Annotated in this window: 17 protein-coding genes and 3 pseudogenes; 9 read left to right on the top strand and 11 right to left on the bottom strand. The window is 40.6% G+C overall.

The genetic code is table 11. The features are described from left to right. The first annotated feature begins 9 nt into the window (after positions 1–9). The 6 genes from ssbA to LNN34_RS21175 all read left to right on the top strand — a co-directional run bounded on the left by ssbA (position 10) and on the right by LNN34_RS21175 (position 3639). Positions 10–528: a single-stranded DNA-binding protein SsbA gene (gene ssbA, locus LNN34_RS21200; protein ID WP_010332657.1), complete on the top strand. Its 519-nt coding sequence runs from the start codon at positions 10–12 to the stop codon at positions 526–528. 42 nt (positions 529–570) lie between these two features. Beyond that, positions 571–810, top strand: a complete 240-nt coding sequence (gene rpsR, locus LNN34_RS21195) for a 30S ribosomal protein S18 (RefSeq protein WP_010332656.1) — start codon at positions 571–573, stop codon at positions 808–810. A gap of 65 nt (positions 811–875) precedes the next feature. Then, complete coding sequence (gene xth, locus LNN34_RS21190) at positions 876–1634, top strand: exodeoxyribonuclease III (RefSeq protein ID WP_229044549.1); 759 nt, start codon at positions 876–878, stop codon at positions 1632–1634. A 59-nt stretch (positions 1635–1693) separates the two neighbouring features. Continuing rightward, entirely contained in the window at positions 1694–2629 is a 936-nt protein-coding gene (locus LNN34_RS21185) for a LacI family DNA-binding transcriptional regulator (RefSeq protein ID WP_095712549.1), read from the top strand. Positions 2630–2685: 56 nt separating this feature from the next. Further along, on the top strand, positions 2686–3066 hold the full coding sequence (locus tag LNN34_RS21180) for a VOC family protein (RefSeq protein ID WP_059335345.1): 381 nt from the start codon (positions 2686–2688) through the stop codon (positions 3064–3066). A gap of 18 nt (positions 3067–3084) precedes the next feature. Further along, a complete protein-coding gene (locus LNN34_RS21175; protein ID WP_229044547.1) occupies positions 3085–3639 on the top strand; it encodes a maltose acetyltransferase domain-containing protein in 555 nt (184 codons plus the stop codon). 30 nt (positions 3640–3669) lie between these two features. On the opposite strand, the gene LNN34_RS21170 is transcribed toward LNN34_RS21175, so the two are convergent. Next, positions 3670–5022 carry an MFS transporter gene (locus LNN34_RS21170; protein ID WP_202646832.1) on the bottom strand — a complete coding sequence of 451 codons (1353 nt, stop codon included), beginning with the start codon at positions 5020–5022 and terminating at the stop codon, positions 3670–3672. 227 nt (positions 5023–5249) lie between these two features. Between LNN34_RS21170 and LNN34_RS21165 the strand changes: the two genes are divergently transcribed. Continuing rightward, positions 5250–6149 carry a CPBP family intramembrane glutamic endopeptidase gene (locus LNN34_RS21165; protein WP_106295238.1) on the top strand — a complete coding sequence of 300 codons (900 nt, stop codon included), beginning with the start codon at positions 5250–5252 and terminating at the stop codon, positions 6147–6149. On the opposite strand, the gene LNN34_RS21160 is transcribed toward LNN34_RS21165, so the two are convergent. The 10 genes and pseudogenes from LNN34_RS21160 to LNN34_RS21115 all read right to left on the bottom strand — a co-directional run bounded on the left by LNN34_RS21160 (position 6146) and on the right by LNN34_RS21115 (position 12622). Beyond that, positions 6146–8215 (bottom strand): thioredoxin domain-containing protein, encoded by a 2070-nt coding sequence (locus LNN34_RS21160; protein WP_229044545.1) that lies wholly within the window; start codon positions 8213–8215, stop codon positions 6146–6148. The two genes, LNN34_RS21165 and LNN34_RS21160, sit on opposite strands and share 4 nt — an antisense overlap. Before the next feature lie 71 nt (positions 8216–8286). Next, on the bottom strand, positions 8287–9204 hold the full coding sequence (locus LNN34_RS21155) for a DMT family transporter (protein ID WP_229044544.1): 918 nt from the start codon (positions 9202–9204) through the stop codon (positions 8287–8289). Beyond that, on the bottom strand, positions 9201–9614 hold the full coding sequence (locus LNN34_RS21150) for a MerR family transcriptional regulator (RefSeq protein WP_052330394.1): 414 nt from the start codon (positions 9612–9614) through the stop codon (positions 9201–9203). The genes LNN34_RS21155 and LNN34_RS21150 overlap by 4 nt, the downstream gene beginning before the upstream one ends. A 223-nt stretch (positions 9615–9837) precedes the next feature. Then, positions 9838–10004, bottom strand: a pseudogene (locus LNN34_RS21145) (DUF255 domain-containing protein); the annotation flags it as partial. Positions 10005–10092: 88 nt separating this feature from the next. After that, positions 10093–10362 (bottom strand): annotated as a pseudogene (locus tag LNN34_RS21140) (DUF1259 domain-containing protein); the annotation flags it as partial. A gap of 76 nt (positions 10363–10438) precedes the next feature. Continuing rightward, on the bottom strand, positions 10439–11005 hold the full coding sequence (locus tag LNN34_RS21135; protein WP_229044542.1) for a dihydrofolate reductase family protein: 567 nt from the start codon (positions 11003–11005) through the stop codon (positions 10439–10441). Between the two features lie 159 nt (positions 11006–11164). After that, positions 11165–11305: pseudogene (locus LNN34_RS21130) on the bottom strand (MmcQ/YjbR family DNA-binding protein); the annotation flags it as partial. A 109-nt stretch (positions 11306–11414) separates the two neighbouring features. Continuing rightward, the gene (locus LNN34_RS21125) at positions 11415–12095 is read right to left on the bottom strand and encodes a recombinase family protein (protein WP_229044539.1); all 681 of its coding nucleotides are present in this window, start codon (positions 12093–12095) and stop codon (positions 11415–11417) included. Between the two features lie 8 nt (positions 12096–12103). Then, positions 12104–12424 carry a recombinase family protein gene (locus LNN34_RS21120; protein ID WP_229044537.1) on the bottom strand — a complete coding sequence of 107 codons (321 nt, stop codon included), beginning with the start codon at positions 12422–12424 and terminating at the stop codon, positions 12104–12106. Between the two features lie 21 nt (positions 12425–12445). After that, positions 12446–12622: a hypothetical protein gene (locus LNN34_RS21115; protein WP_229044535.1), complete on the bottom strand. Its 177-nt coding sequence runs from the start codon at positions 12620–12622 to the stop codon at positions 12446–12448. Between the two features lie 205 nt (positions 12623–12827). Here LNN34_RS21115 and LNN34_RS21110 point away from each other — a divergent pair, with 205 nt between their 5' ends. Both LNN34_RS21110 and LNN34_RS22150 read left to right on the top strand, forming a co-directional pair. Further along, positions 12828–13484 (top strand): ArsR/SmtB family transcription factor, encoded by a 657-nt coding sequence (locus tag LNN34_RS21110; protein WP_229044533.1) that lies wholly within the window; start codon positions 12828–12830, stop codon positions 13482–13484. Continuing rightward, the gene (locus LNN34_RS22150; protein ID WP_416378577.1) at positions 13480–13806 is read left to right on the top strand and encodes a DsrE family protein; all 327 of its coding nucleotides are present in this window, start codon (positions 13480–13482) and stop codon (positions 13804–13806) included. Before LNN34_RS21110 ends, LNN34_RS22150 begins: the two co-directional genes overlap by 5 nt. Positions 13807–13821 lie beyond the last annotated feature (15 nt).

Raw genomic sequence — 13821 nt, 5'->3', positions numbered from 1 at the left:
GTCTTTCTTATGCTTAACCGAGTTGTATTAGTCGGAAGACTGACAAAAGACCCAGAGCTTCGTTATACGCCAAACGGTGCGGCTGTTGCCACGTTTACTCTTGCTGTGAATCGTACATTTACGAACCAGTCTGGAGAACGTGAGGCCGATTTCATTAATTGTGTCACTTGGAGAAGACAAGCCGAAAACGTTGCAAACTTCCTGAAAAAAGGAAGCCTTGCAGGCGTAGATGGCCGTTTACAAACAAGAAACTATGAAAACCAGCAAGGGCAGCGTGTCTTCGTGACCGAGGTCCAAGCTGAAAGTGTTCAATTTCTTGAGCCGAAAAGCGGCGGCGGTTCTGGTTCAGGTGGATACAACGAAGGAAACAGCGGCGGAGGCCAGTACTTTGGCGGAGGCCAAAATGATAATCCATTCGGGGGAAATCAAAACAATCAGAGACGCAATCAGGGGAACAGCTTTAATGATGACCCATTTGCCAACGACGGCAAGCCGATTGACATCTCGGATGATGATCTTCCATTCTAATGAGAATATCGCTAAATTGACAAAGAAAGGAGGGAAATGACAATGGCAGGAGGACGCAGAGGCGGTCGTGCGAAGCGCCGTAAAGTGTGTTATTTCACTTCTAACGGTATCACGCACATCGACTACAAAGATGTAGATCTTCTTAGAAAGTTTGTTTCTGAGCGCGGTAAAATTTTACCACGTCGTGTAACTGGAACAAACGCTAAATACCAACGTAAATTGACTGCAGCGATCAAACGCGCTCGTCAAATGGCTTTACTTCCATACGTAACTGGTGAGTAAGCTGATACGTAAAGAGCAAGGACCTTCGGGTTCTTGCTCTTTTTTATAGGGGGGATGAAACAAATATGAAGCTGATTTCTTGGAATGTAAACGGCCTGCGGGCTGTCATGAGAAAAATGGATTTCCTCTCTTACTTGAAAGAAGAGGATGCCGATGTTGTATGTCTTCAGGAAACAAAGATTCAGGACGGACAAGTGGATCTTGAACCAGAAGGCTATCATGTATATTGGAACTATGCAGAGAAAAAAGGATATTCCGGCACGGCTGTTTTTTCAAAACAAGAGCCGCTGCGTGTCATGTACGGAATCGGAATAGAAGAGCATGATCAAGAGGGCAGAGTGATTACGCTGGAATTTGAAAACGTGTATGTGATGACCGTTTACACGCCTAATGCAAAAAGAGGGCTGGAACGCATTGATTACCGTTTGCAATGGGAAGAGGCTTTATTAGCGTTTATTCTCGAATTGGACAAGAAAAAACCGGTTATCCTGTGCGGTGATTTAAATGTGGCTCATCAGGAAATTGATTTGAAGAATCCAAAAGCAAACCGGAGTAACGCGGGTTTTTCTGATCAAGAAAGAGGAGCATTCACTCGTTTCTTGGAAGCCGGCTTTATCGACTCATTCCGTTATTTATACCCTGATCTGGAAGGCGCTTATTCCTGGTGGTCGTATCGTGCGGGTGCCCGGGACAGAAATATCGGCTGGCGTCTGGATTACTTTATTGTTTCTGAGAGTCTTAAGGGGCAGATTGATGATGCCAAGATATCAGCACACGTCTTGGGCTCCGACCATTGCCCTGTTGAACTTACGATCAATATATGATGAGATAGCAGTAAGGATTGAGACTTACTGCTTTTTTTATGATGAAAAAGGAGAAAGAGATGGCAAACATAAAAGAGATTGCGAGATTGGCGAATGTATCTGTTTCGACTGTGTCACGTGTACTGAATCATCATCCGTATGTGTCTGAAGAAAAAAGGAAGCTGGTGCGTCAAGTCATGGAGGAATTAGACTACACACCGAATCGAACTGCGATCGATCTTATTCGCGGCAAGACTCAAACGATCGGTGTAATCCTGCCTTACAGCGATCACCCTTGCTTTGATAAAATCGTAAACGGCATCACAAAGGCGGCATTTAGACATGAATATGCAACAACCCTCCTCCCTACCAACTATAACCCCGACATTGAAATCAAATATGTAGAGCTGTTAAGAATGAAAAAAATAGATGGCCTTATTATTACATCACGAGCCAATCACTGGGACAGTATGATAGCCTATCAAGAATATGGACCGATTATCGCTTGTGAGGATACTGGAGACATGGATATTCCTTGTGCTTACAATGACAGAAAAGCAGCCTACATAGAAAGCTTTCGATATCTAAAGAACCGCGGACATGAACATATCGCTTTTACAAGCGTGAGAAGCGCCGACAAGAGCCCGAGTACAGCGGATAAAGCAGCGGCTTATCAGGCCGTCTATGGAAGCCTGGAGGACCGCCATATGCTGACTGGCTGTAATCATATGGACGACGGAGAGCAGGCGGGTGCGTATTTCTATACAAGCGGCCAGGCTCCAACAGCTATTTATGCAAACAGTGATGAAGTGGCAGCCGGAATATATGTATTTGCCAAAAAGAAAGACTGGGATGTTGAGATCATTGGAGAAGGAAATTCTTCTATCAGCCGCGCCCTCTGTTTCCCATCGCTTGATCTGAATCTTGAGCAGCTGGGCACCGCAGCATTTTCGTTATTTTTGCAGGAGCGTCCCAAAGATATAAAAATTCTCCACCAATTCATGAAAAAAGCTTGAACTGAAATGCATTTCATACCTTATAACTTCATTGAAAGACAAAGGAGGAGGAAGACATGCGTATTGAGCACACGGCCATCTGGGTCAGTGATTTAGAGCGAATGAAGGCTTTTTATGAAACGTACTTTCATGGCAAAGCCAATTCTCTTTATCATAATGAGAAGAAAGATTTTAAGTCGTATTTTATGACGTTTGATTCCGGAGCTAGGCTGGAAATCATGAAAAAAGGAGATGTGACTGATCAGCCGTCACAAACAATGACAGGCTGGGCGCATATCGCTTTTTCCACTGGAAGCAAAGAGAATGTTGATGAACTGACAGAAAGGTTAAAGCAGGACGGATTCGCTGTAGTTAGCGGCCCAAGGACGACGGGGGACGGCTACTATGAAAGCGTAATTGAAGATGAGGAAGGAAATCTAATAGAGATTACAATTTAAAAGCTTGGAGTGACTTGAATGCTGACAGAAAAAGAAAAAATGGCAGCCGGAGAATTATACAATTCGGAAGACCGTGAATTATCACTAGAGCGTAAACATGCGAGAAATCTGATTAAACAATATAACGAATCACCAGAAGATGAGTCAGTGCGAACGGAACTTTTGAAAAATCTGCTGGGTTCGATCGGTGATCAAGTCGCCATTTTGCCGACATTCCGCTGTGATTACGGCTATCACATTCATATGGGGGATCGTACATTTGTTAATTTTGACTGTGTCATTCTTGATGTTTGTGAAGTTCGTATAGGACGTGATTGTTTGATTGCTCCAGGGGTGCATATCTACACGGCAGGTCACCCTCTCGACCCGCTTGAAAGGAAGTCGGGGAAGGAGTTCGGTAAGCCTGTTACAATAGGAGATAATGTTTGGATAGGCGGACGGGCAGTAATAAACCCGGGAGTGACGATCGGCGATAACGCGGTGATTGCTTCGGGTTCCGTAGTGACAAAGGATGTGCCTGCGAATACGGTTGTAGGGGGAAACCCCGCGAGAAAGCTGAAGGAATTGAATTGAAATCAGTGCGGTTAACGCCGCACTGACTTTTTATATCTGCTTGGCATTCGTATTGGGGCCGAAGCAGATTAACAAAATGGAGCATGCGAGCCAGCAGCCGCCTATAAAGAAAAAGACGCTGACATAGCCGAGCTGAACTGCGATAAAACCGACGAGCAATGATCCGAAGATGTTCGAAAAGCGCCCGAGCCCATAAGCTAAACCGCTGCCTGACGAGCGATATTCTGTTGGGAAAGGCTCAGATGTATACGCATATAAGTTGGATGTGAAAACCCGTTCCGTAATATTGACGATGAAACCAAACACGATAATCATGATTGGAATGAAGGTCATGCCATATAAAAGACCTGCGATGGCAGTCAGAAACGCACTGGCGGCCAATATCCACTTTCTCTGAAATTTTTCAGAAATCATTGAACCCAGCAATGCGCCGAGCGGAGCGCCGACCGAGTGCAATACGTTATACCATAATGTATTTTCCATCGTGACCCCGTTGCTTTTCAGCAGGCTGGGAACCCAGGAGGCAAAGCCGTAGAATCCAAAGGTTTCAAAAATCCATACCGCGGATAACACAATGGTTATTTTAAGGTTTTTCCCCTTTAATAATCCCGCGTAACCCGCATGTTGGACTTGTCCGCTTGAGGTTTGCGGCGCCGGAGCAGGAAGCGGGCCTTTTTCTTTTTCAACGCTTGCTTCAATCCTTTTCAGGATAGCGTCGGCTTTTTCATATTCACCGCGATTTTCATGCCAGCGGGGTGATTCCTCCAGCCGCCGAATAAAGAAAAAATATATAAGACCAACAGCGCCCCACACAAAGACAAGTCTCCATCCCCATGAGCCGAGCGGAATGACAAAGGCTGATACGATATTGGTGATCGGAACGCCGATCAAGCCGATCATGGCACAGAAAGAAATATATTTTCCGCGAACACTGGACGGGAAAAATTCTGCTAAATAGCTATTGGTGATGATCATGGCAGCTGCGACGCCAAACCCAGTGAGGAAACGAAACGCCATTAAGGATGGGATGTCCCATGCTGCGGCATTGCATAACGATGCGATTGAGAAAATGAAGACAAATAGGTTCAAGGCTTTTTTTCGGCCGATTCGATCTGAAAGCCGTCCCCCAAGTGATGCTCCCAAGAACATGCCTAAAAACGAAGCAGCCGTTACATTGGCAATGGTTGAAAGCTGGATGCCCCAATGCTCGATCAGTGCCGGCGCTACATTGCTGAGAGTAAATAAATCCGCAAGATCAAAGAAGTAAACAATGCCGAGAGCGGTTAGTACTTGAAAGTGGACACGTGAAATCGGGAGGCGGTCTAAACGGTTTGCCGCGTTTGAAAAAGGATATGTATGTTTCTGTTTGACGCCCGTATTCATAAAAAACCCCCTTTTTTAATAGCGGGAGAAAGACTGAACATTCCCCTCTTGGCATTATTATAAGTATCATGATTCATTGGGGACAGAGTTCAAATCACTAGATGAAAGAACTAAATTCACACTTTTCGCCTTAATTTCGTTTAAAAGATTCCAAAACATTAGATTAATAGACCAAATTATGCAAATATATAGTAATATTCTCATTGAAAGGAAGAGTCATAGAAGGAATGAATTCATTTATCCGTCCTCTAGAAGGAAACAATACATTGTGGAGATATTTTTTCTCCTTTTTGGCGATGGTTGGCTTATTCTTTTTTGGAAGCATTGTGTATGTATTTATGATGTTATTGACTGCACTTTTAAGTCCGAATATCGCGTTTGATGTGGATACAGGTATGTTAACCGATTCTTTGGCTGATCTGTTTTTAGCTCATATCGTTTATGTATTTGCGATTCCTGGGGTTTGGCTGGCTGTTCGATTTATCCTGAAACGCCCGTTTCGGTCAGTCATTACACCGCATGCAAAAATCAACTGGCGCAGCATTTTCTTTGGCTTTCTCGCTTATTTCTTGCTGATGGCTGTGGTTCAGGGGATTGATTATGCGATTCATCCGGCGAAATACACTTTTCAGGATTTTGACGCCTCACGTTTTCTCTGGCTGCTTGTGGCAACTCTGTTATTGGTGCCGCTCCAGACTTCTGCAGAAGAACTGTTTTTTAGGGGATTTTTATTGCAGGCTTTTGGAAAAGTAATAAAGAACCCTTTTGTGTTGACGCTGATTGTCGGCGGTCTATTTGGGGTTGTACACTTTGGCAATCCTGAAATGAGTAATGGCGCTTTTTGGGCAGGCATTGAGTATGTAACAATTGGGATTCTTTTAACGTATTACACGGTCAAAACAGGCAGCCTTGAAATTTCACTTGGTGTGCATGCCGCGAATAATATGTTTTTATGTCTTTTTATTACTGAAAAAAACAGTGTATATGGAGATATTCCTTCATTATTTGCCATCACACGGGGAAATCCGATGTGGGAGACTTTCTTTACGGTTGTCGTTAATCTTTTCTTTGCGTTTATCGTTGTACAATACCATAAGAGATCAAAAAGAAAGCAGCAAGGCGTTTAATCCCTGCTGCTTTTTAATGTTTGTAAGGCTTCTTCGATGTCTGTTGTCGGCTGCTGGCAGGCGAAATTTTCACAAATATACACGGTTGTTTGATCGTCTATGATGCGATAGTCAGCCGCGAATGGCGCAATGTCTTTGCACTGGTCGGGATGCTCTGCCACCAGGATGGAATCGTTTGGAATAAAGGCCTGTTGAAGCGCGCTTGTGATTTGTTTTCTGTCTGGATCGTCCGGGCGCCCAAAAATCACAATTTCCTTTTTAGGCGTCATATGTTTTAACACACTTTGCATAAAGAAAGAGTGGCCGCTCGGGTATGCCTCGATTTCAGGCTTGAACACGGAAAACATCGTTTCGGTTTTTTCAATCAGCGACAAATTGCCTGTGACTTGCCCGAGGCGTAGAAGCTGAACGGCTGCCACGCTGTTTCCTGAAGGCACGGCGCCATCGTACACTTCTTTTTCTCTGACAATTAACGCTTCTGCGTCGTGTCCGGTAAAGTAGAACCCTCCATGCTCCTCGTCCCAAAACAAATCGATCATATCGTCTGACAGCTTCTTCGCTTTTTCTAAATATGATAGATCAAACGAGGCTTCATAGAGGTCGAGATAAGCCCATAAGAGAAAGGCATAATCGTCGATAAATCCTTTGTTTTTCACTTCGCCGTCACGATACCGAACCATCACCCGGCCGTCGATGATTACATTGTTTTCAATAAAGGTGATAGCGTCTTCAGCCAAGGTGAGGTATTGTGGTTCCTGGAATACCTTTGCCGCTTTAGCGAGACCCGCAATCAGTAGTGCGTTCCATGACGTCAGCACCTTATCATCAACATGCGGATATGTTCTTTCTTCACGCGTCTCTAACAGTTTCAGTCTTGCATCTTCAAGCTTGCGGCTGAGCTCTTCTTCGGTTAAGCCGCTATCCGCTTTGATTTGTTCCCGCTTGGTATGAATGAGGTTGGGAATGTTTTTGCCCTCAAAGTTTCCTTTTTCTGTGATGTCATACACATTGCAATACAGCGTGCCGAGATCCTCTCCGAGCGTTTTCAAGATCTCTTCTTTTGACCACACGTAGTACTTTCCTTCTTCGCCTTCTGTATCCGCGTCTAAAGCGGAGAAAAAGCTCCCGTCTTCATGGGTCATTTCCCGTTGAATAAACGTAATGATCTGCTCACAAATCTCTTTGTAACGGCTGTTTTGCGTAACTTGATAAGCTTCAGTATAGGCTGTCAGCAGGAGCGCATTGTCATACAGCATTTTTTCAAAGTGAGGGACGAGCCACTCATCATCGGTCGAATAGCGGGCAAACCCATAGCCGATATGGTCATAGATGCCTCCATTTGCCATGCTGTCCAGTGTTTTCGTGACGTTGTACAAAGCGTTTTCCTGCCCCGTCGTGTGATAATAACGGAGCAAATACATGAGCATATGAGGCATAGGAAATTTCGGCGCCTGTCCGAAGCCGCCGTAGATTGTATCGAAACCGTTGGCAAGCTGCTGGAATGTCCGATGGATCGCTGATTCGCTCAACCCCTCACTTGTTTTAGCCGCTGTTTTTGTCTGTAAATGTTTAGCGGCGTTTTCTGCAATATCCTCGACATGCTCACGATCGTTCGCAAACGTTTCTGAAAGATGCTCAAGCACGTCAACAAAGCCCGGACGATTATATTTACTCGTCTTCGGAAAATATGTACCCGCGTAAAATGGCTTCTGATCAGGCGTAATAAACACATTCAGCGGCCAGCCGCCCTGTCCGGTCATCAGTTGGCAGATTCTCATATAAACAGAATCAACATCAGGGCGCTCTTCCCGGTCCACTTTAATCGCCACAAACCGTTCATTGAGGAGACGCGCAATTTCCTCATCCTCGAAGCTTTCATGAGCCATGACGTGGCACCAATGGCATGTTGAATAGCCGATGCTGACGAGAACCGGCTTGTTTTCGCGTTTTGCTTTTTCGAAGGCTTCTTTTCCCCACGGGTACCAGTCAACTGGGTTACGGGCGTGTTGAAGCAAATAAGGTGATTTCTCAGCGATTAATCTATTGGGTTTATTGTTAGTTGGCATGGGATCACCTTCTTCCTATAATTAGTGTATATTTAACTTAACACATTTTCTCAAAAATAATCCCTATTTCTTTATATAGCTGACTGTTCTTTAGTATTGTACTTAGGAATACGTATTACCCCCGAAGCGGTTAAAACCCCTAATATAACTAACACAGCCCCAATAACTTGAAATACCTTTATCGGTGTTCCAACGGCAAATGAAATAATCATCGTTACAACGGGAACAAGGTTGAAAAATAAAGATGTTTTTCCTGCCCCAATCTCCTTAATCCCCTGATTCCACCATAGGTAACCCAAAACACTTGTAAAGAAAGCCATAAAGGCAATTGCCCCCCAAACTCCAATCGGGATGTTCGATAAAGAAACAGGGTTGGATGTAAATAAGGAAACTACTATTAAACTAATAGCACCGATAACCATCGTATAAGTGGTTGTAGATAGCGGAGTACCATCTTTTACAAACCGACGTCCAAGTACACCATAAAGTGCCCAACAAACGTTACCTGTAAAGATTATTAAATCTCCGCCTGAAATTGATAAGGTTTTAATGGTTTCTATAGATCCTTGTGTAATCACTAACAATACACCGATGAAAGCAAAGAATATGCCGAGACCTTGTTTTTTTGTCATTTTGTCCTTTAAGATAATTCGAGCGAGAATTGCTGTTAATAAAGGATTCAGCCCCATTATTAATGCTCCGTTAACGGGAGATGTATATTTCAAACCAACAAAAAACAAAGCATTAAATCCAAAGATCCCTATAATCCCAAGCACAATGTATAGAACGGCATTCTTCCGTAATTGACTTTTCTTTATACCTTCAGTAAAAATCAAAATGATGAGCATCACTGCAGCCGCTAAACCGAAACGCCATGCCGCAGAAGACGATGGAGAAAAATATCCAACTGTATATTTTGCAAGATGAAAAGTAGCTCCCGTGAAAATAGAGAAACCAAGTAACATCAGGTATATATTTAAATGTTTCATTTGTTTTCCACTTCCTCTTTCAAAATTGAATAATATGTATCCAGTTTTCCTTTTGTAGTAGAAATCACTTCTTCCAGCTCCCTTTTTTTAATTTCCATTTTCTCTAAGTGCTTGGTTAAAATCTCAATACGTTTATTTATAGATGGGGAGAGTTGTGCTGATGTAACATCCGAATTGATTTTTTCCAAAATACAGCCGTCTTTGACAAACTCATTCATATCCTCCAAAGACATACCTGTTTCCTTTAAACTTTTCAGGAATGTCATGAACTGAATATCAGTCTCTGTATAAAAACGCCTTCCACTGTTTTTTCGTTTTGGTGGTGGAAGTAACCCAATCTTTTCGTAATATCTTAATGTATACGAGCTAATACTAGTCTTTTCAGCAGCTTTACTAATGGAATACAACAAACATCATCCCTCTCTTTTGATTAAAGTTAGTTTACAACTTAGAGTTAACTCTAAGTCAAGCAAATGAAAAAACCTGCTACCGCATGGTTACGGATTACAGGTTTTAAAAAATGGATGACATAAAAGGTAAACTGTATTATTTGAACAAATGGTATTATCGTTTAAAATGGCTTCTGTTATCTTTTAATGGAGTACTACACGAGTTGATTATCCTAGGCCATCAATGGCATGTTGAATAGCCGATGCTGACCGAACCGGTTTGTTTTCGCGTTTTGCTTTTTCAAATGCTTCTTCCCCCCACGGGAACCAGTCCACAGGGTTGTGGGCGTGTTGAAGTAAATATGGAGACTTCTCAGCGATTAATCTATTGGGTTTATTGTTAGTTGGCATGGGATCACCTTCTTTCTTGAATCAATACTTTACCTTAGCATATGTAAAAGCGATTTTTTTAAATCGCTTTTTTTTGCTCAAAATAATGTTAACCTCTAACTTCTTTATCAGTAAGAACTTTTAATGCATCTCTTACTTTTAATGCGAAGTTGATAGGTTTATCAATTGATTTGAAATGAATATACATCAGTCTTGGTTTATCAAACAACCAGTGATTATGAAGTGAAGTTACAATAAGATCATGTTCTCGAAGCACACTAATAAATGGATTGATTTCTTTTTGGAGAATCACAGTTTCACCACTACAAAGAGCACGGCCATCTTTTGTCATTGATTCAAATGAAAACATCTGAGGAAGATTCCCCTTTAGTTCAATAAGAAAAATAACTGTCGAGTGTTACCTCACAATGTATATTTTGGAGGGAAAGATTTTTTTAGCCATTCCAATGATAAACGATTTGCACAACACCAGAGGAAAATGTTCTTGTATTCACCACTTTTAAATTTATCCTCTGTTTTACATCAATAAACAACGGTTTTCCTTCTCCCAAAACAACAGGGTGAATAGATAATCTAAATACATCAATAAGCCCCAAATTTATAAAAGTTGTAATGAGACTCGCTCCACCATATAGCCAGATGTCTTTGCCAGGCTTTTTCTTCAATTTATTTACTTCTTCAAGAATATTATCATTTATAAATATGGCTTGATTGTCAATCTCATTTTGTGTTCTGGAAAAAACATATTTCTTTTTACTATGAACCAGTTTCCAAATTTCCTTTTCTGTATCAGGGTCTTCATTTTTTGGAATATATTGTCCCCATAAATCGTAGCTTTTTCTACCATATAAAATAGTATCAATTTGATTTAAGAAATCAGTAAACCCCATATCAGGGTCCATAATGCACCAATCAACTTCTCCATTTTTCCCTTCAATAAAACCATCTAAAGTAACTGCTAAATCTAACACTATTCTTCTCTGTTTTAAGTTATTTGTCATAACTATTCATCCTTTTACATAAGAAGTTGGTAGAAATTCTTCTCCCACTCACACACCAGATGGACTAAGTTGCATTTGTGGACAAAGTGAAGAACAATATCCTAACATGAAAGCGCCCACTACTCTCCGCAGCTCGATTAGCAGGAACACTCTTTATCTTCACTTGGTTAAATGAAAGCACTGCTCGATTAAGTTATAGATTTCGCCTTCTGGATCTGTCCGTTCTAAAACAACTGAAATCCAATGTTCCTTATCCATATGATATCCGGGTAAGATATTTTCCCCATTTCTTAAGCCATCACCTTCTTTCGATTAGATTTATATTAATTCATAATTAGTTTATACAAATTATAGAGGAAATATTAGTAATGAAATCTTAACTTCTGATAGTGAATCTACTCTGACATTTCTAATTTTTCAGTGCTTTTTGAACTTTTCTTATTCGTTCTTCATTCATTTGTATTTTAATAACTTTAGAATCAAAAGGTTGGGATTCTTCTTTTAAATTTTGAAGTTCAGCAATTATTTCTTCCCGCCTAATTTTTATTCTGGTTATTATGAGATCCATCATAGAATTATAATTTAAGCCTCTGTTATAGCAACTGTTGCCTAAAGGGTCTTTCCTATTGCAAGGTTTAAGTTCCTTTTTCTGTTTTCGATCTTTTCTAATGGTCACAGAGTGAGTCCTTCCACAGAAAGCACATTTAATCAAATTTGATAAACCGTGTCTTCGTTGTCTTGCTCTTGGGGCAAGGCCTTGTCTAAGGGTTAACTTTTCATTGGCTAGGTCCCACGTTTCTTCTTCAATAATGCAAGGCTTTACTGCATCTTTAACAATAATCCATTGTTCTTTAGGTCTTAATTTTCCTTGGTGAGTATTCCTTCCTTTCAACCGATTGGACACTATCCACCCTTTGTAAATTTCAAAACGGATCATTCTTTCAATGCTTTTTCCACTAAATAAATTCCCTCTTTTAGTTCGATAACCCAGCTGGTTTAGGTTGATAGCGATATTATCAACACCAATTCCATCTAGGACCAATTGGAAGGCTAACTTAACACCTTTTGCCTGTTCTTCATCAATTTCCACTCTTTTTTCTATAGGGTTATATATATATATCCAAATGGTGGGGTTCCGTTAGACCACCTGCCTAACTTTGCACTATCCTTTTTCCCCTTCTTTAGCTGCGCTTTTATATTTTCATACTCCCAGTTATTAACGAACCCGGTGAATTTTAACGCTTGCCAATCCTCTTGTATTTCTAAGTCATATATTCGTTCACTGTCGGTAATAAAGAGCACATCTTCTTGTCTTAATAAACTCATAAATCTAGGTGTCTCCGCATCGTCTCTAGTAACACGTGCAAGGTTAACAGATAAAACAGCATCAAAAAGATTTTCTTTAATTTCACATATCATTTTTTGAACTCTGGTCGATTTTCATCCATTGAACTTCCGACTTCTTGAAATAATTTGCTCTCCCAGTTGTTTTTTTTCTGCAATATCTAACAAGCGTTTTCTGTGTTTTGCTAAGGTTTCTTCAGTCTCTTCCCCTTCATTATTTCGTGATTTTCTAAGGTATATGGCGACTCTTTTTATTTTTTCTTTTAGCTCCATATAACATCCTACCACCTTCATATGTAATATAATGTTATTTTATCACATTTATGGGTGTTTATTTTAACAGACATGGCATTAATCCCATGTAAGTTTATTAATATAAAGTGAAAAAATGGTCCAGTTTTAATGTTGACAATTTGTATTTACAAACATACTATTTAAGCATTCAATAAAATACTTAAATAGTTTAAAGGGTGTTAACATGAACGAAAGAAATTTGAAGGATTTATTATATCAAGAGTTCGCCAGAATAGGAAAATGCTTTTCAAGTCCAAGACGATTAGAGATTCTTGATGTTTTGACGCAAGGTCCAAAAAGTGTGGAAATTTTAGCGAAAAGCACAAATATGTCTATCGCAAATGTTTCTCAACATTTAAAAACTCTTTTTAATTCAAGATTGGTTAGTTATAAAAAAGAAGGTAATTATGTCATATATGAGTTAGCTGACGAAACAATTGCTGATTTTTTAGCATCACTCCATGCTTTATCAGAGAAACAACTCGTTCAGGTACAGCAAATCAAACAGGAATTTTTAAATGACAATCTAGGCATGGAAGGGGTAACTCTTTCAGAATTAAAAGAACGTATGGAAAAAGGCGAGGTTTTATTGTTAGATGTAAGACCGCCTGAAGAGTATGAAAAAGCACACATACCTGGTGCTATTTCTATTCCGATTGAAGAATTGGAAAATAAACTTTCTTCTTTACCGCCTAATTGTGAAGTTGTTGCATATTGCAGAGGACCTTACTGTTTAATGTCGGCAGAAGCAGTAGAAATTCTGAGGACTAATGGTATTCATGCATTTCGCTTGGAGGAAGGCGTTAGAGACTGGAAACAAATAACGGAATTGGGGGATTGAAAATGAAATTAGGAATCATTTTAGAAACCAAAGAACCCGAAAGGCATGGAATACATTTAGATTTGCAAATGCTGCAATAGTAAAAGGACATGATGTTAAAATTTTTTTAATGGGTGAAGCCGTTGAATGTGAAAACATCCAACATCCAAAATTTAAAGTTATTGAAGAGATGAAAAAATTCGAGGAGCTTAAGGGAGAGTTACTCGCTTGTGGAACATGTTTGAAATCAAGGGCATTAGATAGTACGACATCATGTCCAATTTCTACAATGAATGATTGCGTTAATCTTGTAGAATGGGCTGACAAAGTAGTTACGTTTTAATTATTTAGATAGATC

Source organism: Bacillus sp. AF23 (genome assembly GCF_020861455.1).
In the GTDB taxonomy this organism is placed as follows: Bacteria; Bacillota; Bacilli; order Bacillales; family Bacillaceae; genus Bacillus; species Bacillus halotolerans.
The sequence above is the reverse complement of the archived record's forward strand: the minus strand, read 5'-3'. Positions and strand labels throughout refer to the sequence as shown.